The following is a 20,171-nucleotide window of genomic DNA, read 5'->3' as shown; positions in this document are numbered from 1 at the left end:
CAACCTTCCGGTTGGTAAAGTTCTTGGCATGAGTTCCTCCTCCCGCGACCGCATCCTGGACGGCGCTCTCGAGCTGCTGCGGGCCGGCGGCACCGTCTCCCTGGAGTCGACCGCCCGCCGCGTCGGCCTGAGCAAGCCCGGGGTGATGTACCACTTCCGCACCAAGGAGGCGCTGATGCTCGCCCTGGTGGACCGGGTGATGGACGGCTGGGACGCACAGATGGCCCGCCGCCTCTCCGCGCCGCCGGAGCTGGTGCCGGTGGAGGAGCGCCTGCGCGCCTATCTCGACTGGTGCCTGTCCGGGGAGGTCGACGAGACCGACCTCGTGATGCTCACCGACCAGCGGCTGCGCGCCACGCTCAAGAAGCGCTGGGTGGCCCGGATGACCCCGTGGGTGGACCTGCCCGAGGACCTGCCCGCCGAGCGGCGGAGCCGGCTGCTGGCCGTGCGGCTGCTCGCCGACGGCGTGTGGTTCGCCGACGCCGCGGGCGTCTTCGCCCCCGGCCCGCAGGAGCGGGTCCGGGTGCGGGCGGTCGCCGACGAGCTGCTGGCGGGCTGAGCCATGACCCGATGGCTGCTGCTCGTCGGCGCCGTGCTCAGCGAGGTGGCGGCCACGCTGGCGCTGAAGGCGGCCCTGGACGAGCCCGGCTGGTACGTGCTCGTCGGCACCGGATACGTCGCCGCGTTCGCGCTCCTGGCCGCCGTGCTGCGCCGCGGCACCCCCGTGGGGGTCGCCTACGGCGTGTGGGCCGCCCTGGGGGTGCTGCTCACCGCCCTCGCCGCGGCCGTGGTCTTCGGCGAGCGGCTGAGCCCGGCCGTGCTGGCCGGACTCGTGCTGGTGGTGGCGGGCGTGCTCTGCGTGGAGCTCGGTTCCCGCCGCCCCGCCCCGGAGCAGGAGGGGCGCGGCTGATGGCCTGGGTCTTCCTCGCCGCCGCGATCCTCACCGAGGTCGCCGGGACGCTGTCCCTGCGGACGGCCGCCCGGGGCCGCCCCCGCTGGTACGCCGCCGTGGTCGCCGGCTACGTGGTGGCCTTCACCTGTCTGAGTCTCGCCCTGGCCGAGGGCATGGCGCTGGGGGTCGCCTACGGCATCTGGTCGGCGGCCGGGGTGGCGCTGACGGCGCTGGCCGGCCGGCTGCTGTTCCGGGAGCCGTTCACCTGGGTGACGGCGGCCGGGGTGGCCCTCATCGTCGGCGGGGTGCTCCTCATCGAGCTGGGCGCCCCGCCGGGCTGAGCGGCTCCCGGCGGCAGGCCCGGCGGCAGGCCCCGGGGCGGGCCCGGCGCCGCCCCGCTGGTGCGGTGCCGGAACTCGTGTAGAGTGGTCCGCAGTTGTTGAGGTTCGTTTTTGTCTTTCAAGCAGTTCGGCCCACTCGGGTGCAGCAGTTTTTCTGAGAAGACGTTTTCCATGCATCACAACTGTCGTGTTTCTCGAACGTCGGGAAACGTTCATCTCATGAAGGATCAGGTCTCCCATGACTACCGGTATCGTCAAGTGGTTCAACGCTGACAAGGGCTTCGGCTTCATCACCCCCGAGGACGGCTCCAAGGACGTCTTCGCCCACTTCTCCGCGATCAACTCGAACGGCTTCCGCTCGCTGAACGAGAACGACCGCGTCGAGTTCGAGACCCAGGACGGCCCCAAGGGCCCCCAGGCCGCGAACATCAACGTCATCTCCTAAGGATCCTCCGTGGGCCCCGGCCCGTCGATCCTCCAGAACCGCCGTCGGGCTCCGCCCGACGGCGGTTCTGTCGTCGTGGCCGACGTGCATCGTGTCCCGCAGTACGCTGTCCCACAGCGCGGAACGCCACCGTCCCGCGTCCCACGACATCCCCTCGCCGTGCCCAGGGGCAGGGCGAGGCGCGAGAGCACCCGGAGGTCCTGCCATGACCGCACCCGATCCGTTCCCCGCGGCGGAGGAGCCAGAGGACCCCTTCGTGCTGAACCGGATCTCCGACGCCGAGCTGGAGGTCACCGTGCCCTTCGAGGTCGAGGCCTCCGAGTGGGAGTTCGACGGCTCCGCCGACGAGGCCGGAGGCGGCTGGGGCTCCGCGGGGGACTACGGTCTCGAGTGAGCGCTCCCCGGCCCGGCCCGGGGTGCGGCCCGGCCCGGGGTGCGGAGCGGCCCGGGGTGCGGAGCGGCCCGGGGTGCGGAGCGGGCTGCGGGCGGCGCGCACGACGGAGGCCGCAGCCCGATGGGCTGCGGCCTCCGTCGTGTCCTGCCCGCCGGCTACGCCGACAGCGGGAGGGTCGAGGGGTGGAGCTTGAAGAACGGGTGCCGTCCGGTCGTCGCGAGGGCTCCGGGAACGAGGAGCTGGCGGTACTTGGCGCACCATTGCGCGGTTCCCTCCGTGTGCTCCGCCGCGGCGGCGAGGTCGTCGGCCTCAGGGCTCAGGTACTCCTGCACGTCCCCGTCGGTCGACGTGAGCCGGACGAGGTGCAGATCGGGGAGGGCGGTGACGGTCACGTCGATCCACTCCTCGCGCTGGTCGGTGGTGATGGCTGATCTTTCTTCGGACATGGTCATGTTTTCTCCTGACGTTCTTGCAGGCATCCGATGGCGTTGCCCGCCGCTTCGTCATCCGATCCACCCGGGAACATCGGGTTGGCGCGCAGCGGGTCGGAGCCCCTCCGCGGGTTCGCCGGGGATCGTGTGATCTCCGGCCGAGCACGCGGACGCCGCATCTCGAGAAGCAGATCCAGGCTACCCCGGAGCTCCGACACCTCGACAAGCGCGTCGTGAGTCGTGTCACTGAAACGTAATGCTCGAGCTCGTCGCCGGCGCCGTCGCCGGTGTTCCGCGACCATTCCAGCGCAGCGATGTGTCGCCGAGATGTCGGAACGGTGACGTCCCGGGGAAGAACCGCGCACAGGGGGGGGCGACCCTGGCGCCGCCGGGCGATGTGGTTCAATGGACTCAGCTTCAAGAGACCCGGTCGGCAAGCTCCGACTTGACCGGGCACCAACCCCATGTTCACGGGTGGTTCGGATGACGAAGCGGCTCGCGTCGCCGCCACGGCGGCACCCGGTGCGAGCAAGAGCGCACGAAGGATCCCGGTCATGTCCGACCCCCGCACCCCCGTCCCCGCCGTCCGCACGGGCGCGCCGCCCGGCTCCTCCCCGGGTGTCCCGGCCGGACGGGACCCGTCCCCGGGCGAGCCCGCCGGCGTCCCGGCCATCAGCGCCTCCGCCATGAGCGTCGAGGACTACGCCCGTGCGGTGCAGGCCCGCACCGAGTTCGTGGACTTCCTGCTGGCCCCGGCCCGCGGGGAGCTCGCCGCCGCCTGAGGACGGGCGCCGTGGACCTGCTCCTGGACCGTTCCGTGCTGCTCGGGGTGCGCACCCCGGAGCGCTGCCCCGAGCTGGCCGGGGTCCTGCGCCGGCAGGGTCACCGGCGGCTGTTCGTGCCGGCCACGGTGCTCGGCGAGCTGCTCGCCGAGCGGCCCGACGAGACGCTGTGGGCGGAGCAGCTCGAGCTGCGCTTCCCGGGCCGGGTGCTGCCGGTGGACGCCGCCGTGGCCCGGGCGTGGGGCGCGCTGGCGGCACGGGCGACGGCCGACCCGCTCGCCGGCCTCACCGCGGCCACGGCCCTGGTGCACGGGCTGACCGTGCTGACCGCGGAGCCCGGGCGGTACGCCGGCACCGGGACGTCCGTCCTGGACGCGTCCCCCGCCCCGCGGCAGTCCTCGCGGTAGCCCTCAGGCGGCCCGGCGGCGGCGCGGGCCGCGCTCCGGCACCGAGAGCTCCAGGGCGCGCTCGTAGTGCTCGAGCAGCTGCCCGACCAGCACGTCCCACGTCCGGCCCTGGACCGCCGCGTGCGCGGCGGCGCCGAACGCGGCCCGCTTCGCCTCGTCGCCCAGGAGGTCGGCCACGTGCCCCCGCAGCGCTCCGAGGTCGCCCGGGGGATAGAGCCAGCCGGTGCGGGACCGGTCCACGAGGTCGAGGGGCCCGCCCCGGCCGGTCGCGACCACCGGCACCCCGGAGGCCATGGCCTCCTGGATCGTCTGGCAGAACGTCTCGAACTCGCCGGGATGGACGAACACGTCGAAGGACGCCATGATGCGGGCGAGCTCCGCGCCGCTGCGCCGCCCGGTGAAGTGGGCCTGCGGGAGCCGGCGGCGCAGGACGTCCTCCTCCGGGCCCGAGCCCACGACCACGAGACGCGTGCCGGGCAGGTCCGCGACCGCGGCGAGGTCCTCGACCTGCTTCTCCGGGGCGATCCGGCCCACGTAGCCGACGATCCGCCGGCCGCCGCCGACCTCCTCCCGCCACTGCTCGTCCCGGTGCCGGGGGCTGAAGCGGGTGGTGTCCACCCCGCGCCGCCACAGGTGCACGTCCCGGACGCCGTGCTCGGTGAGCTGACGGACGGCCGAGGTGGACGGCGCGAGCGTGAGCGTCGCGAGGTTGTGCATGGAGCGCACGTGCCCCCACAGGAGCTGCTCGAGGAACGGGGCCCCGTACTTGGCCGCGTAGCCGGGCACGTCCGTCTGGTAGACCGCCACGCACGGCACCCCGAGCTGCCGGGCCGCCAGGATCGCCCGGCGGCCCAGCACGAACGGGGAGGCCACGTGGACCACGTCCGGCCGGAAGCGCTCGAGCTGCCGGCGCACCCGCGCCACGGTCCCCCCGGCCACGCGCACCGCCGGATAGCCCGTGAGCGGCACGGCGGGCAGCCGGTGCACCGGCACCCCGTCCAGGTCCTCGACGACGTCCTCGGCGGGGCGCCCGAGCGGAGCGGGGCCGTAGGAGGGCGCCACGACGGCGACGTCGTGCCCTCCGGCGACCAGCTGCTCGACGACCCGCAGCACCGAGTGGGTGACTCCGTTCAAGTGGGGGAGGAACTGCTCGGCGACCACGGCGACTCTCATGGGCCCGAGCCTGCCCGGGCCGGGCGGCCGGACGGGAAGCGGCGCGTGGCCCGCCGGTGAAGGCCTCGTGAAGCCTCTGCCGGGGCGCCGCGCGGGCGTGGGAAGATGGTCGGTGATGAACTCCCATGGCTCCTCTTCCCCCGCCGCACGCCCCGACCGCAGGGGCGTGCCGATGCCGCTGTGGCTGCAGGGCGTGCTGGAACTCGGCTCCGTGGCCGTGGTGTCCTACCTGCTCGTCCTGCTGACCGTCCTCATGGTGTGGCTCGCCGACGGCTTCGACACCCTTGGACTGACCGGGGGGATCGTGCTCTCGGGCCACGTGTGGCTGCTCGCCCACCTCACGCCCCTCCAGGTGGCCCTGGACCCGGGCGCGGGACTGCCCGCGACCACCGGGACGCTCAACCTCGTCCCCCTGGGGCTGACCGTCGTCCCGTTCGCGCTCGCCTGGCACGCCGGGCGGCGGCTGGCGCGGGCCTGCTGGGAGGGCCAGTTCTGGCAGCCGTACCTCAGCGGCCTCGCCGCCTACTCCGCGCTCGGCGCCGCGGCGGCGCTGCTGTTCACCGGGGAGCAGGTCTCGGCGAGCCCGGCCGCGGCGGCCGTCTTCCCGCTCGTGCCCGTGGCCCTGGGCGGGTTCGTGGGCGCGTACCGGGCCTCCCGGTCCCTGCCGGGGCTGATCGGCGTCAACGCCGCCGCGTGGGTGGAGCGCACGAGCCAGTACTCCCGCTGGGCCGGGTCCTACGTCTGGGCGGTGCTGCGCGCCGGCTTCGTCGCGGCCGTCGCCGGGGTCGGCGCCGGGGCGGCCCTGCTCGCCGCCGCCCTGTTCTGGAACTGGAACGACGTGGTGGGCGTCTACCAGCGGCTCGGCACCGGCGTGCCGGGGGACACCGCGCTGACCGGGCTGCAGCTCGGCTACCTGCCCAATCTCGCGGTCTACGCCCTGGCCTGGGCCACGGGCGCGGGCTTCGACCTCGGCTCCGGCACCCACGCCTCCCCGCTGGGCACCGACCCCGGACCCGTGCCGCTGCTCCCGGCGCTCGCCGCGCTGCCACCAGAGGAGCTCCCGGCCGGCGCGCTGGGAGTGGTCGCGCTGCCGATCCTGGCCGGCGTCCTCGCCGGCTGGTGGTTCCTGCGCGAGGGCGAGAACCACCTGGACGACTGGATGGCGCTGCGGCTGCCCGCCCGCTGGATCACGTACCCGGTCTCGACGCTGCTGACCGGGGTGCTCGTGGGCGCGGTCGCGGGCGTGCTGGTGATGCTGCTGAGCTGGCTGGCGCACGGCTCGCTGGGGCTCGGCCGGCTCACGGACGTGGGGCCCGACGGTCCCGCCGTCCTGCTGCTGTTCGGCGCCGAGGTGGCCGTCGGGACGGCGGTCGGCTACGTCCTGGGACCGTGGCTCGAGCACGAGCCGCCGTTCGCCCCGCCCCGCGACGAGGAGGACGGGGAGGACCGGACGCCCGCCGGCCGGCGCGAGGCGCGGCGGCGGCACCGGGAGGAGGCCGCGGCCCGGCGCGCGATGCGCTCGGCGGGCCCGCGGGGCCCGCGGACCGCGCCGGGGGCCGACCGGGACCGGGCCGGGTCGGAGCGCGCCGGCACTGTGCCGTGGGCGGCTCAGGGGCGGGCCGGGGCGGGGTTCGGTCCCGCGGAGGCGTTCGACGTGGACGCGGTCGACGCCGTCGAGGCGCCCGCCGCGTCGTCCGACGCCGGCGCGCCCCGGTCGCCGGAGAGATAGCTCCAGATCCCGTCCTCGAGCTCCTGCTGGCACTGCGCCTCCCCGGAGAGGGTGAGGGTGCCGGCGACGCACTCCTGGTAGGCCTCGGCCACGGGCCACAGCGCCAGGCGCGCCCCGCCGGTGAGCAGGCTCAGCGAGCCCAGCACGATCGCGGCGACCGCGCTCACCACCAGCAGCCGGCGCCGGTCCGTCCCGCGGGAGCGCACGAGGGCCGCGATGCCCAGCCCGATCCCGGCGGCCGCGAGCACGACCCCCGCCACGGTCGGCCACAGCCCGGAGCCGACGAGCACCAGGGCCACCGCCGCGCACACCAGCGCACCTCCTGCCGTGCGGGTCGCGGCGGCGCGTCGTGCGTCCGCAGGGGCTGCCTCGGGACTCGGGCGGGGAGGGGTCATGCCTTTCACTCTAGGGCACCCCGGGCACCGGTCCCCGCCCGCGCCACTAGACTCGACGGCATGCGCATCGTGGTCATGGTCTCCGGCTCCGGCACCAATCTGCAGGCGGTCCTCGACGCCGTCCGGGAGGGCCGGATCGACGTCGAGATCGCCGCCGTGGGCGCGGACCGGCCCTGCACCGGCCTGGAACGGGCCCGGCAGGCCGGGGTGGAGACCTTCCTGGTCCGGCCCGGCGACCACCCGGACCGGACGCGGTGGAACCGCGCCCTGCAGGCGGCGGTGGCCGCCCGGGAGCCCGACCGGGTCCTCTTCGCGGGGTTCATGCGGATCGTGGACGCCGAGTTCGTCGAGGCGTTCGCGGGGCGGATCATCAACACCCACCCGTCCCTGCTGCCGTCCTTCCCGGGCGCGCACGCGGTGCGGGACGCCCTCGCGCACGGGGTGAAGGTCACCGGTGTCACCGTCCACGAGGTCGTCGCCGACGTCGACGCCGGTCCGATCCTGGCGCAGGCGGCGGTGCCCGTGGCGGACGGGGACACCGAGGCGCAGCTGCACGAGCGGATCAAGGCCGCCGAGCGCGAGCTGCTGGTGCGCACGCTCGGCGAGACGGCCCGGCGGGGCGCCCTGCACGACGCCCGGTGAGCGGGCCCGGCACGGGTCCGTAAAATGGTCCCGGCGGATCCCGCCGGCAACCACGACCTCGAACGCTTGGAGAACCTGTGAGCCCCACCCAGCTTGACCGTGTGCCCATCAAGAGGGCGCTGGTGTCCGTCTACGACAAGACCGGGCTGGAGGGCCTCGCCACGGGCCTGCACCGGGCCGGCGTCGCGATCGTCTCCACCGGCTCGACCGCACGGCGGATCGCCGCACTGGGCGTGCCGGTCACGGAGGTCGCGGACGTCACCGGGTTCCAGGAGTGCCTGGAGGGCCGGGTCAAGACCCTGCACCCGCGGGTGCACGCCGGCATCCTCGCGGACCGCCGCAAGCAGGACCACATGGACCAGCTCGCGGAGCTGGAGATCGAGCCGTTCGACCTCGTGGTCGTGAACCTCTACCCGTTCGCGGACACGGTGCGCTCCGGCGCGGGCCAGGACGAGGTCGTCGAGCAGATCGACATCGGCGGTCCCTCCATGGTCCGGGCCGCCGCCAAGAACCACGCGGCGGTGTCCGTGGTGGTCGACCCGTCCTCCTACGACGCGGTCGTCGAGGCCGCGGCCTCGGGCGGCTTCGACCTGCGGGCGCGGCGGCGGCTGGCCGCCGCGGCGTTCGCGCACACCGCCGCCTACGACACCGCGGTGGCGACCTGGACGGCCCAGCAGTTCGAGCAGGACGAGGACGCCAACTTCTGGCCGCCCTACGCCGGCCTGGCCCTGCAGCGCTCCGCCTCGCTGCGCTACGGCGAGAACCCCCACCAGAAGGGGGCGCTCTACGTGGACGAGGCCGCGGCGCCCGGCATCGCCCAGGCCGACCAGCTGCACGGCAAGGAGATGTCCTACAACAACTACGTGGACGCCGACGCCGCGCTGCGCGCCGCCTACGACTTCGACGAGCCGGCCGTGGCCGTCGTCAAGCACAACAACCCGTGCGGGCTCGCCGTGGCCACCCCCGGCGCCGAGGACCCGATCGCCGACGCCCACCGCAAGGCCCACGCGTGCGACCCGCTCTCCGCGTACGGCGGCGTGATCGCCGCCAACCGGACCGTGACCCGGGCCATGGCCGAGACCGTGCGCGACATCTTCACCGAGGTCGTCGTGGCCCCCGGGTTCGAGCCCGCGGCCCTCGAGATCCTGCAGGCCAAGAAGAACATCCGTCTGCTGGAGCTGCCCGAGGGGTTCGAGCGGGACGTCCTCGAGTACCGGCAGGTCTCCGGCGGCGCGCTGCTGCAGGTCGCCGACCGGCTCGACGCCGAGGGCGACGACCCGGCCGGCTGGACGCTGGCCGCGGGGACGCCGGCGGACGAGCGGACGCTCGCCGACCTCGCCTTCGCCTGGAAGGCGCTGCGGGCGGTGAAGTCCAACGCGATCCTGCTCGCCGACCACGGCGCCTCCGTGGGCATCGGCATGGGACAGGTCAACCGGGTGGACTCCTGCAGGCTCTCCGTGGAGCGCGCCAACGCCCTCGGCGAGGACGGCGCCGAGCGCGCCCGCGGGGCCGTGGCGGCCTCGGACGCGTTCTTCCCGTTCGCGGACGGTCTGCAGGTGCTCCTGGACGCCGGGGTGCGCGCCGTGGTCCAGCCCGGCGGGTCCATCCGGGACGAGGAGGTCGTGGCCGCGGCCGAGGCCGCCGGCGTGACGATGTACTTCACGGGAGCGCGGCACTTCTTCCACTGATCCGACGCCCCACCGCCGCAGCCCGGCGCCGTCCGACGGCCGCCCGGCACGGCGGTGGGACGCAGCCGCACGACGACGGCCGCACTCCCCGCGGGGAGTGCGGCCGTCGCCGTGCGTGCTGCCCGCGCCGGTGGGCGCGTTCAGCTCCTGGGGTCAGCTCATGCGCTCAGCGAGGAGAGGACCCGGTTGAAGGTCTCCGAGGGGCGCATCACCGAGAACGTCTTGGCGTCGTCCGGGCGGTAGTAGCCGCCGATGTCGGCGGGCCGGCCCTGCACGGAGAGCAGCTCCTCGTTGATGGCGTCCTCGTTCTCGGCCAGCTGCTCCGCCACGGAGGCGAAGGCCTGGGCCAGCTCGGTGTCCTCGTCCTGGCGCGCCAGCTCCTGGGCCCAGTACAGGGCGAGGTAGAAGTGGCTGCCGCGGTTGTCGATCTCGCCGGCCTTCCGGCTCGGGGACTTGTTCTCCTCCAGGAACGTGCCCGTGGCCCGGTCCAGGGTCTCGCCGAGGATGCGCGCGCGGGCGTTGTCCGCCGTCGACGCCAGGTGGTCGAGGCTCGCGGCCAGGGCGAGGAACTCGCCGAGGCTGTCCCAGCGCAGGTGGTTCTCCTCGACCAGCTGCTGGACGTGCTTCGGCGCGGACCCGCCGGCGCCCGTCTCGAACAGCCCGCCGCCGTTGATGAGGGGGACCACCGAGAGCATCTTCGCGGAGGTGCCCAGCTCCAGGATCGGGAACAGGTCGGTCAGGTAGTCGCGCAGCACGTTGCCGGTGACCGAGATGGTGTCCTCGCCGCGGCGGATCCGCTCGATCGAGAAGGCGGTGGCCTCCTCGGGGGACATGATCTCGATCTGCAGGCCCTCGGTGTCGTGCTCGGCCAGGTACTCCTCGACCTTGGCGATGAGGTTGGTGTCGTGGGCGCGGGTGCGGTCCAGCCAGAACACGGCCGGCGTCGAGGAGGCCCGGGCGCGGGTCACGGCGAGCTTGACCCAGTCCCGGATGGCGACGTCCTTCGTCTGGCACGCGCGCCAGATGTCGCCGGGGGAGACCTCGTGCTCGACGAGCACGGCGCCGGAGGAGTCGACGACCTGGACGGTGCCCTTCGCGGGGATCTCGAAGGTCTTGTCGTGGGAGCCGTACTCCTCCGCCTTCATCGCCATGAGGCCCACGTTCGGCACCGAACCCATCGTGGTGGGGTCGAACGCGCCGTTGGCGCGGCAGTCGTCGATGACCACCTGGTAGACCCCGGCGTAGGAGCTGTCCGGCAGCACCGCGAGGGTGTCGGCCTCCTCGCCCTCGGGGCCCCACATGTGCCCGGAGGTGCGGATCATGGCCGGCATCGACGCGTCGACGATGATGTCGGAGGGCACGTGCAGGTTCGTGATGCCCTTGTCGGAGTTCACCATGGCGAGCTTCGGGCCCTCGGCGAGGCCCTTGTCGATCCCGGCCCGCACGTCGTCGCGCACGTCGGCCGGCAGGGCGTCGAGGCCGTCGAGGATCGCGGCGAGACCGTTGTCGGAGCTCAGGCCGGCCTCCTCGAGGGCGGCGCCGTGGGTGGCGAAGACCTCCGGGAAGAAGGCCTCGATCACGTGGCCGAAGATGATGGGGTCGGAGACCTTCATCATGGTGGCCTTGAGGTGCACCGAGAACAGGACGTCCTCCCGCTTGGCGCGCTCGACCTGCTCCGCGAGGAACGCGTCCAGGGCCTCGGCCCGCATCACGGTGCCGTCGACGACCTCGCCGGCCAGCACGGGGACGGACTCCTTGAGCACCGTGGTGCCGCCGTCCTCGCCGACCAGCCGGATCGTCAGGGTGTCGTCGTCCTCCATGACCACGGACTTCTCGTTGTCCCGGAAGTCGTCGGCGCCCATGGTGGCGACGTTCGTCCTCGACTCCGCCGTCCACTCGCCCATCCGGTGCGGGTTCTTGCGGACGTAGTTCTTCACCGAGGAGGGGGCGCGGCGGTCCGAGTTGCCCTCGCGCAGCACCGGGTTGACGGCCGAGCCCTTGATCTTGTCGTATCGGGCCCGGACCTCCTGCTCCTCCTCGGTGCGCGGCTCGTCCGGGTAGTCCGGGAGGTCCACGCCCTGCTGCTGCAGCTCCTTGACGGCGGCCTTCAGCTGCGGGACGGAGGCGGAGATGTTGGGGAGCTTGATGATGTTGGCCTCGGGCTTCTTGGCCAGCTCGCCGAGCTCGGCGAGGGCGTCGGCCACCCGCTGGTCCTCGGGCAGGCGGTCGTTGAAGGCGGCGAGGATGCGACCGGCCAGGGAGATGTCGCGGGTCTCCACCTCGACGCCGGCGGTCGAGGCGTAGGCCTCGATGATCGGCTTGAACGAGTAGGTGGCGAGCAGGGGCGCCTCGTCGGTGCGGGTGTAGATGATCTTGGCCATGTGCGGGCTGTCTCCCAGGATGTCGTCGGATCGGGGTGGTGCTTCCTGGTGCCAAGATACCCGAGGCGGCGCCCCGCCCGCTGGCCGCCCGGGGAGTGCGGGGGCTCCGGGCACGACGGCGGGCCCGTTCCCCGCGGGGGAACGGGCCCGGGCCGTGGCGTCCCGGCCGGTGCGGGGCGGCTGCCGGCCGGGCCGGGCTCAGCCCTCGGTGGACTGCGTGGAGCGTTCGCCGTTGACGAGCTCGCCCTCGCCGATCACGCGGTCGCCGGAGCCGTCCCGGCTCTCTCCCAGGGCCTGCTGCTCGCCCTGGCCGGAGACCTGCTCGCCCTGGCCGGAGACCACCTGGATCTTGCGCGGCTTGGCCTGCGCGGAGACGGGGATCGTCACCGTGAGCACGCCGTTGTCGTAGTTCGCGGCGATGCCCTGGATGTCGATGCCCTGGCCCAGGTTGAGCTGGCGCACGAACGAGGAGCTCTGCCGCTCCCGGGTGATCCACTGGACGTCCTGGACCTCGGGCAGCTTCCGCTCCGCCCGGATGGTCAGCAGCTGGCCGTCGACGTCGACGTCGACGCTGTCGGGGTCGATCCCCGGCAGGTCAGCCCGCAGGATGTACTGGTCGCCGTCCCGGTACAGGTCCATGGGCATCTCGCGCAGGCCCTGCCGGGCGAACAGCGAGGCGGCGAGCCGGTCGAAATCGTTGAACGGGGTGAACATCGTGGCCACGTCAATCATCTCCTCAACCATGTGAGCAATGTCTTCGACATTTAGTTGAGTCGGATCAACTCAACTGTTGACCATGATAGTGCCGCCCTGGGAGCTCTTCAACAGGTCCGGGCTCGGATCGCCCACGGCGAACCGCCCGTCGGCGGGCGCCGTGCGCGGGTGCGTCGTGTCAGCGGGTGTCGGCTCAGCGGGTGTCGTGGGGGTACCGCACGCCGATCCGCTCCCGCACCCGGTCGAAGAGCTCCACGAGCTCGAGGGAGTCGGCCCACGGCATCACGGGGGACTCGAGCAGGCCCTGCTGCACGCAGCGGGTGGCCTCCCGCATCTCGAAGACGTAGCCCGCGCCCGGCACGGCCACGCGCTCCACCGCGGGGTCGGCGCCGCCGCGGGCGCCGGCGGCGGTCTGCAGCACCAGGGTGGTGGGGCAGTTGATCCGGCCGTCCACGCGCAGCCAGCCCTCCGTGCCGCTGAGCGTCACCTGGTGCGGGACCGTGCTGGACAGGGTGCCGCTCACGTGGGCCCGGCCGTGGCCGTAGTCCAGGGTCAGGGCGGTGTCCACGTCCACGTCGGTGGCGCCGAGCTCCGCGCGGGCGCTCCAGCGCTCCGGGGCGCCGAGCACGGCGGAGGTCCAGGTCAGCGGATAGACCATCATGTCCAGCAGCACGCCTCCGCCGTCGGCCCGGCGGAACAGCCGGTGGGCCGGGTCGAGGGGGCGGTGCATGCCGATGGACCCCTCGACCGAGCGCACCCGGCCGAGCCGGCCCTCCCGGACCCAGCGCATCGCGGTGCGGAAGCCGGGGGTCATGCGGGTCCAGACGGCCTCCATGAGGAAGACGCCGTGCTCGCGGGCCAGGCGGAACAGGTCCCGGACCTCCGCCGCGGTCATGGCGAGGGCCTTCTCGCACACCACGTGCTTGCCGGCCCGCAGCAGCGCCGAGACGTCCCGGTGGTGGTAGCCGTGCGGGGTGGCCACGTAGACGATCTCCACGTCCGGGTCGGCCGCCAGGCGGTCCAGGCCCGTGGCGGGGGCGGTGCTGCCGTAGGCGCGCTCCACCCCGTGCCGGCGGGCGAAGTCCTCCGCGCGGTGCTGGTCCCGCGAGCTCACGGCCACCAGCCGGGCGTCGGGCAGCGCGGCGATGTCCGCGACCACCTTCTCCGCGATGCCGCCGGTGCTGACCACGCCCCATCCGAGCGTGCGGCCCGTCGCGGTGCCGGGGTCGTCGAGGTGGGCGGCGTCGAGGGAGGCGGCGACGAACGGGCTGAGGGTCTGAGCGGGCATGGGCGCATTCTGCCACGCCGTTCCCCGGCGCCACCCGCTGAGCGCTGCCCGCCCGGCGCCGTCGCACCGGGCCGCCCGTTCGAGGCCGCCCGCTCCGGGCCGCGGCCCGCCCTCCCCGGCCGCGCCGATCGAACGACCGTTCGTCGCCTAGACTGGCCCCGTGCCCCGGGTGAGCCAGCAGTACAAGGACGAACGCCGCCGCGAGATCGTGGCCGCCGCCAGCGAGTGCTTCCTCGAGCACGGCTTCGAGGGGGCGTCGATGCACCGCATCATCGCCGCCACGGGGCTGTCCGCGGGAGCACTGTACAACCACTTCCCGAGCAAGCAGGAGCTCGTGGCGGCGGCCGCCCGCGCCGCCCTGGACCGGGTCCTCGCGGCCGCGGAGGACGAGCCCCGCACCGACCCCGCCGCGTGGGTCGTGGGGCTGCTGGAGCGGCTGGCCGCGGACCCGGCCACCACCCGCCTGCTGCTCATCACGTGGGGCGGCGCCGTGACCGACCCGGGTCTGGCCGCGCTGGCCGGGGAGCACCTGGGACGTGTGCGGGACCGCGTCGAGGAGCGCTACGGGCGGTGGGCGGCCGAGGAGCTGGGGCTCGACCCCGGCGCGGCCCGGGAGTGGGCCGGGATGTTCGCCCAGGCCATCCTCTCGGTGCTGCAGGGCTGGGTGGTGCAGTCCTGCCTGCTGCCCGGCTTTGACCACGGCGCGTACCTCGACTACGCGCGCACCCTCGCGGCGCAGTGACCGGGTGCCGTGTCCGGGAACCACGACCCGGTGCGGCGCGGAGCCGGGTCAGGCATGGAGCCGGGTCAGGCCTTGAGCTGGGTCAGGCGTTGAGCCGGCGGTGCTCGGCGGAGAGCTGCACGTAGGTCCGCGCGTTGGCCCGGACCTTCTCCTGCTCCTCCTGCGTGAGCTCGCGCCGGACCTTGGCCGGCACCCCGGCCACCAGCGAGCGCGGCGGCACCACGGTGCCCTCCAGGACGACGGCGCCCGCGGCGACCAGGGAGCCCGTGCCGATCACGGCGCCGTTGAGGACGGTCGCGTTCATCCCGACCAGGACCTCGTCCTCCACGGTGCAGCCGTGCACCACGGCGCCGTGGCCGACGCTCACGTCCGCGCCGATCGTGCAGGCGTGGCCGGGATCGGAGTGGACCACCACGTTGTCCTGCAGGTTCGAGCGCGCCCCCAGCCGGACGGGGGAGCGGTCCCCGCGCACCACGGCGCCGTAGAAGGTCCCGGACCCCGGGCCCAGTTCGACGTCGCCCACGACCGTGGCGGTCGGGGCCACGAAGGCGGACGGGTCGATCCGGGGCTCGTGCCCGCCGTGCGGGAGGACCAGGCCGGGCGTCGTGGAGTGTCCCATGCGCCCAGCCTAGCGGCGGAGCCGCGGCCCGCGGCTCAGGCGTCCTGCCGGGTGACCGCCGGGCGCGCGGAGCGCTGGTGCCCGTGCTGGAGGGCCACCCGGATCTTCTGGCCGCCCTTGAGCACGTACTCCGCGCCGTGCACGTGGATCGTGACGTCGTCCGCGCGGCGGGAGGAGCCCTCGAGCTCCAGGACGTGGTGGTCGATGCAGACCCGGATCACCTGCCCGCGGTACAGCACCGTGAACGTCACCGACTGCAGCTGGCTCGGCAGGGCCGGGTCGAACTCGAGCCACCCGCCCCGCACGCGCAGCCCCGCGTAGGCGCGGGTCACGACGTCGACCGAGCCGGCCATGGCGCCCAGGTGGATGCCCTCGCCCGTGGTCCCGCCCTGGGTGTCGTCGAGGTCCACCAGCAGGGCGTCCTGGAAGGACGACCACGAACGGTCCGGGTGCAGCCACGCGAGCACCGAGGCGTTGACCACCCGGGAGAGCGAGGAGCCGTGGGAGGAGCGCGCGATGTAGAAGTCGACGGTGCGCTCGATCGCGGCGTGGTCCACGTCGTAGCCCATCCGGCCGAGCTCCTCGACCAGGCCGTCGGGACCGAAGAGGTAGACCAGCATGATCGTGTCGGCCTGCTTGGCCAGCTTGTAGTTGTTGGTCATGTCGCCCTCGTTCTCCAGCAGGAGGTCGAGGCGGCCGATGTTGCGGTACTTGGCCCGGTAGTACTCCCAGTCCAGCTCGTCGAGGTCGTCGTAGCCGTGGAACTGGCTGATGGTGCCGTCCGCGTTGAACGGCACGAACATCCGCTCGGCCATCTGCTGCCACGTCCCGACCTCTTCCGGCGAGAGGTCGAAGCGGGCGGAGAGCTCCTCGCGCTGGTGCTCCACCATGTCGTGGAAGATGTGGGCGCTGTGCCGGAACAGCCAGGCCGCCAGCACGTTCGTGTAGGCGTTGTCCTTGAGGCCGCCGCCGTGCTGGCCGCGCGGGCCGTCGTGGTACTCGTCCGGGCCCATGACCCCGGCGATGTGGAAGCGGCCGTCCGCGGGGTCGTAGTCCGTGAGGGACGCGAAGAGCCGGGTGATCCCGATGATCAGCTCCGAGCCCTGGCCGGCCAGCCAGTCCAGGTCGCCGGTGGTCTCGTAGTAGATCCAGGCGTTGTAGGCGATCGCGAGGCCCACGTGGAACTGGCGCCACGAGTTGTCCGGCAGCCACCGGTTGGAGTGGTGGTTGAACAGCTCCGGCGGGGTCTCCTCCCGGCCGTCGGAGCCCGACTGCCACGGGAACGCGGCGCCCTCGAGCCCGAACTCGGTGGCCCGGTGCTTCGCCATGGGCAGCCGGCGCCACCGGTAGGACAGCAGGGCGCGCGTCACCTGCGGCTGGTGCAGGTTGACCACCGGGAGGATGTAGAGCTCGTCCCAGAAGATGTGCCCCCGGTAGCCCTCGCCGTGCAGACCGCGGGCCGGGACGCCGGCGTCGCGCAGGGACATGTGCGGGGCCAGCGTCTGGGCCACGTGGAACAGGTGCACCCGCAGCGCCAGCTGGGTCAGGCACAGCTCCCCGGTGCTGTTCTCCGGGTCCGGGCACACGTCCACGTCGAAGCGGTCCCACAGCAGCGACCACTCGATCTCGTGCGAGGGCAGCAGGCCCCGGACGCCGCTGGGGTTGCGGTCCAGCTCCGCGAGCGCGCCCTCGCGGGGCGAGCCGATCGCCGCGTCGCGGCTCGTGACCACCGCCGTGGTCGAGTCGATGATCACCGGGCGGCCGTCGGCGATGTTGACCTGGTGGCGGCGGAACTCGGTGCCGCCCGGGCGGATCTCGCGGCGCTCCCGGACGTTCTGGCCGCCCTCGATGGTGGTGCGCTGGGCCGTGGTGATCTCGATCTTGGACTGGGTGGTGCGCACGTGGGAGAGCAGGGTCTCGTGGTCGTCGGGCAGGGACGTCGACTCGAGGTCCACGAGGTGGTGGTCGTTGAGGTCCTGGTACTCCGCGACCCCGTTGTTGCGCACGCTGGGGTCGATGCCCGTGCGCAGGTGCAGCCGTCCGGAGAACCCCCGGGCGGTCACCGTGGTCTCCTGCGCCCCCAGGTGCCGGAAGCGCAGCGACACGAGGCGGCGCTGGACGATCTCCAGCCGGGCGCGGGCGCCGTCCTCGCCCCGGTCGCCGTTGAGGTCGGTGAGGGTCAGGGACCGGATGAGCAGGCCGCGGCGCAGGTCGAGCTCGGTCCGCTCGTCGGACGGGACCAGCCCGCCCTCCGACCACCAGTCGCCGCCGGAGACGCGCAGGTCCAGGTGGGTCCAGTTGGGGGCGTTGACCATGGACTCGTGCTCGACGTCGCGGCCGCTCAGGTGGCTCACCACCCGGTTGAAGATGCCGGCCAGGTAGTTGCCGGGGTAGTGCACCCCGTTGTCGGGGAACTCGCAGGCGGACCCGCGCACGCCCATGTAGCCGTTCGCCAGCGTCAGGAGGGTCTCCCGCCGGGCCTCGGTGGTCGGGTCGAAGCCCTCGAAGACCAGCTTCCAGGGGTCGTCGCGGCGGGCGCCGAGGTCGAGCTCCCCGACGTCGTTGAGCACGATCGTGGCCCCGGCCCGGTACAGGTCGTTGCGCTCGCCGTGGCGGCGGATGCCCACGACCATGCCGAAGCCGCCGGCGGCCGCGGCCTGCACCCCGGACACGGCGTCCTCCACCACCACGGACCGGGCCGGGTTCACGCCGAGCATCTTCGCGCAGGTGAGGAACGTGTCGGGGGCCGGCTTGCCGGGCAGGCCGTGCTCGGCGGCGAAGTGGCCGTCCACGATGATGTCGAAGGAGTCCTGCAGCCCGGCCGCCGCGAGCACCGGGACGCTGTTGCGGCTCGCGGTCACGAGGCCCACCGGCACCCCGGCCCCGCGCAGCCGCTCGATGAGCGCCACGGTCCGGTCGAAGACCCGCACGCCCTGGACCTGCAGGGCGTCCTGGAAGTAGGTGTTCTTCAGCACGGCCTGGCCCTGCACGGTCCACGCCCCCGGCGTCTCGTCGCCCTCGGGCAGGCGTGCGCCGCGGGCGGCGAGCAGGGAGCGGATCCCGTCCTCGCGCCGCCTGCCGTCCACGTAGTGGCGGTAGTCCGCGTCGGCGTCGAAGGGCCGCCGGTCCACCGTGGTGCCCTCCTCGGCCGGCTCGAGCCGGTCGTCGGCCAGGATCGCGTCGAAGAGGGTCTTCCAGGCCGCGGCGTGCACGGCGGCGGTGTCGGTGACCACCCCGTCCATGTCGAAGATCACGGCCTCGTGCGGGATGCGCAGCTGGTCGACCGCCTGGGCCGGTGCGTCCGGGCCCTGGATGCGCGGCAGGGACGCGGTGAACGGGGCGGTGGGCAGTGCGTTCACGAGAGTTCCTCCGGAAGTGGGTGTGTTTCCCGTGGCCCCCGGAACCGCACGGAGAGACTCCAGCACACGGCACGCGACGGACCCCGGACGCGGCGTTGCGGTTTGGCACGGGAGCGGTGACGGCCGTCCGTGCCGACGGTTCCTGACCAGTTCATTAAACGGCCCGGGGCCCGCAGGGGCAAGCCGCGTCCGCTCAGTGGTCCGCCCGGGGCAGGCGGACCGTGAACCGGGTGCTGCCCGGGACGCTGCTGACGTCGATCCGCCCGTGGTGCGCGTGCACGATGGCCTCCACGATCGAGAGCCCCAGACCCGTGCCGCGGGAGGTCCCGGCCCGGGCGTGGTCCTCCCGGGCGAAGCGGGCGAAGATGTGCTCGAGGAAGTCCGCGCCGACGCCGGGGCCGTCGTCGGCCACCGCGAGCACGGCCTCGCCGCGGGTCCGGGGCCCGCCGCCGGGCTCCACGGTGCCGTCGGTCTCCACGGTGAGGGACGCGGTGACGGTGGTCCCGGCGGGCGTGTGCTGGTGGGCGTTGGCGAGCAGGTTGATGAGCACCTGGCGCAGCTGGGCCGGGTCGCCCCGCACGAGCACGGGCTCGTCGGGCAGCTCGAGGCGCCAGACGTGGCCGGGCGCCGCCACCCGGAGGTCGCTGACCGTCTCGATCACCAGCTCGAGGAGGTCGACGTCCTCGGTGACCACCGCCCGGCCCTCGTCCAGGCGCGCGAGCAGCAGCAGGTCCTCGACGAGCGCGGTCATCCGCGCCGCCTCGGACTCCACCCGGGACAGGGAGCCGCGGCCCTGCGGGCTCATCGGCTCGGTGAGCCGGATCAGCTCCGCGTAGCCCCGGATGCTGGCCAGCGGGGTGCGCAGCTCGTGGCTGGCGTCGGCCACGAACCGGCGCACGCGCGTCTCGCTGCGCTGGCGGGCGACCAGGGCGTGGCCGACGTTGTCCAGCATCCGCCCGAAGGCGTGGCCGAGCCGGCCCACCTCCGTGTCGGGGTGCGCGGCCGGCGCCACGGCCCCGACGGGCAGGACCACCTCCCCGTGGTCGAGGTCGAGCTCCGAGACGCGGGTCGCCACGTCGGAGAGCCGTTCCACGGGGCGCAGGGTGCGCCGGACGACGACGAGGCCGAGCAGCCCCGTGGCGGCGATGGCGCCGGTCGAGATCGCCGCGGTGCTCACCCCGAAGCTGCGCAGGGTGTGCTCCTTGTCGGCCAGCGGCAGGCCGGTCAGCACGAGCCCCCAGTCCCACGGGTCGTCGACCACCAGCACCCGGTAGCCGCCCACGGCCAGCTGCACGTCCACGGGACCCCACTGCTCGCCCCCGTCCTCGTCCGACTCCGCGCCGAGCGCCGTCACGAGCTCCCCGAGCCGCCGCCGGTCCGAGTCGGTCAGCTCCTGCCGCGTCCCGTCGGCGGCGAAGAGCCCGGCGCGGACCACCTCGCCGTCCACGACCCGGGCATTGAGGGTCCCCGCGCCCTGCGCGGGGACGTCCATCATGGCCTCCAGCTCCTCCGAGGGCCCGGCGGCGGCCCGGACCCCGTACTCGATCGCGCGGAAGGAGGCGTCCCGGACCTGGCGGTCCAGCTGCTCGCCCAGGGACACGTTGAGCGCGGCGAGGCCCAAGGCGCCCACCGCGGCGCAGGCGACGGTCAGCAGCGCCAGGACCGTCAGCAGCAGCTTGGTGCGCAGCTGCAGCGCCCGGCCGGGTCCGCGGAGCCGCGGCCGGGCACCGGCGCCTCCGGTGCTCATCG

General features: G+C 73.8%; 19 protein-coding genes and 1 riboswitch. Of the genes, 11 read left to right on the top strand and 8 right to left on the bottom strand.

Annotated elements, in window-relative coordinates:
• The first annotated feature begins 28 nt into the window (after positions 1 to 28).
• The 5 genes from ACPYN7_RS02045 (at position 29) to ACPYN7_RS02025 (ending at position 2,072) form a co-directional block, all read left to right on the top strand.
• Positions 29 to 559: a TetR/AcrR family transcriptional regulator gene (locus ACPYN7_RS02045; protein WP_424346540.1), complete on the top strand. Its 531-nt coding sequence runs from the start codon at positions 29 to 31 to the stop codon at positions 557 to 559.
• A 3-nt stretch (positions 560 to 562) separates the two neighbouring features.
• A complete protein-coding gene (locus ACPYN7_RS02040) occupies positions 563 to 910 on the top strand; it encodes a DMT family transporter (RefSeq protein ID WP_058874333.1) in 348 nt (115 codons plus the stop codon).
• Entirely contained in the window at positions 910 to 1,233 is a 324-nt protein-coding gene (locus ACPYN7_RS02035) for a DMT family transporter (RefSeq protein WP_424346539.1), read from the top strand. The genes ACPYN7_RS02040 and ACPYN7_RS02035 overlap by 1 nt, the downstream gene beginning before the upstream one ends.
• Positions 1,234 to 1,471: 238 nt before the next feature.
• Positions 1,472 to 1,678, top strand: a complete 207-nt coding sequence (gene cspE, locus ACPYN7_RS02030) for a transcription antiterminator/RNA stability regulator CspE (RefSeq protein ID WP_017832155.1) — start codon at positions 1,472 to 1,474, stop codon at positions 1,676 to 1,678.
• Positions 1,679 to 1,883: 205 nt separating this feature from the next.
• Positions 1,884 to 2,072, top strand: a complete 189-nt coding sequence (locus tag ACPYN7_RS02025; protein WP_058874335.1) for a hypothetical protein — start codon at positions 1,884 to 1,886, stop codon at positions 2,070 to 2,072.
• A gap of 155 nt (positions 2,073 to 2,227) precedes the next feature.
• Here the strand turns inward: ACPYN7_RS02025 and ACPYN7_RS02020 are convergent, their stop codons facing one another.
• Positions 2,228 to 2,524, bottom strand: a complete 297-nt coding sequence (locus ACPYN7_RS02020; protein ID WP_058874336.1) for a hypothetical protein — start codon at positions 2,522 to 2,524, stop codon at positions 2,228 to 2,230.
• Positions 2,525 to 2,918: 394 nt separating this feature from the next.
• Positions 2,919 to 3,044: riboswitch (SAM riboswitch) on the top strand.
• A 13-nt stretch (positions 3,045 to 3,057) separates the two neighbouring features.
• On the opposite strand from ACPYN7_RS02020, the gene ACPYN7_RS02015 reads away from it, so the two are divergent.
• On the top strand, positions 3,058 to 3,285 hold the full coding sequence (locus ACPYN7_RS02015) for a hypothetical protein (RefSeq protein ID WP_058874337.1): 228 nt from the start codon (positions 3,058 to 3,060) through the stop codon (positions 3,283 to 3,285).
• Between the two features lie 11 nt (positions 3,286 to 3,296).
• Complete coding sequence (locus tag ACPYN7_RS02010) at positions 3,297 to 3,692, top strand: PIN domain-containing protein (protein WP_058874338.1); 396 nt, start codon at positions 3,297 to 3,299, stop codon at positions 3,690 to 3,692.
• A gap of 3 nt (positions 3,693 to 3,695) precedes the next feature.
• On the opposite strand, the gene ACPYN7_RS02005 is transcribed toward ACPYN7_RS02010, so the two are convergent.
• Positions 3,696 to 4,865 (bottom strand): glycosyltransferase family 4 protein, encoded by a 1,170-nt coding sequence (locus ACPYN7_RS02005; RefSeq protein ID WP_424346538.1) that lies wholly within the window; start codon positions 4,863 to 4,865, stop codon positions 3,696 to 3,698.
• Positions 4,866 to 5,037: 172 nt separating this feature from the next.
• On the opposite strand from ACPYN7_RS02005, the gene ACPYN7_RS02000 reads away from it, so the two are divergent.
• From ACPYN7_RS02000 to purH, 3 genes are all read left to right on the top strand, one after another.
• Positions 5,038 to 6,594: a DUF6350 family protein gene (locus ACPYN7_RS02000; RefSeq protein ID WP_424346537.1), complete on the top strand. Its 1,557-nt coding sequence runs from the start codon at positions 5,038 to 5,040 to the stop codon at positions 6,592 to 6,594.
• A gap of 455 nt (positions 6,595 to 7,049) precedes the next feature.
• Positions 7,050 to 7,631: a phosphoribosylglycinamide formyltransferase gene (gene purN, locus ACPYN7_RS01995; protein WP_082697083.1), complete on the top strand. Its 582-nt coding sequence runs from the start codon at positions 7,050 to 7,052 to the stop codon at positions 7,629 to 7,631.
• A 77-nt stretch (positions 7,632 to 7,708) separates the two neighbouring features.
• Positions 7,709 to 9,319, top strand: coding sequence for a bifunctional phosphoribosylaminoimidazolecarboxamide formyltransferase/IMP cyclohydrolase (gene purH, locus ACPYN7_RS01990; RefSeq protein ID WP_424346536.1), 1,611 nt, complete (start codon positions 7,709 to 7,711; stop codon positions 9,317 to 9,319).
• A gap of 158 nt (positions 9,320 to 9,477) precedes the next feature.
• On the opposite strand, the gene ACPYN7_RS01985 is transcribed toward purH, so the two are convergent.
• From ACPYN7_RS01985 to ACPYN7_RS01975, 3 genes are all read right to left on the bottom strand, one after another.
• Positions 9,478 to 11,700 (bottom strand): NADP-dependent isocitrate dehydrogenase, encoded by a 2,223-nt coding sequence (locus ACPYN7_RS01985; RefSeq protein WP_058874341.1) that lies wholly within the window; start codon positions 11,698 to 11,700, stop codon positions 9,478 to 9,480.
• A gap of 198 nt (positions 11,701 to 11,898) precedes the next feature.
• The gene (locus ACPYN7_RS01980) at positions 11,899 to 12,444 is read right to left on the bottom strand and encodes an Hsp20/alpha crystallin family protein (protein ID WP_408669420.1); all 546 of its coding nucleotides are present in this window, start codon (positions 12,442 to 12,444) and stop codon (positions 11,899 to 11,901) included.
• A gap of 163 nt (positions 12,445 to 12,607) precedes the next feature.
• Positions 12,608 to 13,702, bottom strand: coding sequence for a Gfo/Idh/MocA family protein (locus ACPYN7_RS01975; RefSeq protein ID WP_058874343.1), 1,095 nt, complete (start codon positions 13,700 to 13,702; stop codon positions 12,608 to 12,610).
• Between the two features lie 160 nt (positions 13,703 to 13,862).
• Between ACPYN7_RS01975 and ACPYN7_RS01970 the strand changes: the two genes are divergently transcribed.
• The gene (locus ACPYN7_RS01970) at positions 13,863 to 14,444 is read left to right on the top strand and encodes a TetR/AcrR family transcriptional regulator (RefSeq protein ID WP_231738383.1); all 582 of its coding nucleotides are present in this window, start codon (positions 13,863 to 13,865) and stop codon (positions 14,442 to 14,444) included.
• A gap of 82 nt (positions 14,445 to 14,526) precedes the next feature.
• On the opposite strand, the gene ACPYN7_RS01965 is transcribed toward ACPYN7_RS01970, so the two are convergent.
• The 3 genes from ACPYN7_RS01965 to ACPYN7_RS01955 form a co-directional block, all read right to left on the bottom strand.
• A complete protein-coding gene (locus ACPYN7_RS01965) occupies positions 14,527 to 15,063 on the bottom strand; it encodes a gamma carbonic anhydrase family protein (RefSeq protein WP_424346535.1) in 537 nt (178 codons plus the stop codon).
• A gap of 35 nt (positions 15,064 to 15,098) precedes the next feature.
• Entirely contained in the window at positions 15,099 to 18,422 is a 3,324-nt protein-coding gene (locus ACPYN7_RS01960) for a beta-phosphoglucomutase family hydrolase (protein WP_058874346.1), read from the bottom strand.
• Between the two features lie 193 nt (positions 18,423 to 18,615).
• Complete coding sequence (locus tag ACPYN7_RS01955) at positions 18,616 to 20,169, bottom strand: ATP-binding protein (RefSeq protein WP_424346534.1); 1,554 nt, start codon at positions 20,167 to 20,169, stop codon at positions 18,616 to 18,618.
• Positions 20,170 to 20,171: the final 2 nt, after the last annotated feature.

It is taken from the genome of Kocuria sp. CH-021 (assembly GCF_049716185.1).
GTDB classification, from domain to species: Bacteria; Actinomycetota; Actinomycetes; order Actinomycetales; family Micrococcaceae; genus Kocuria; species Kocuria cellulosilytica.
This window is presented reverse-complemented; position numbering and strand designations above follow the sequence as displayed.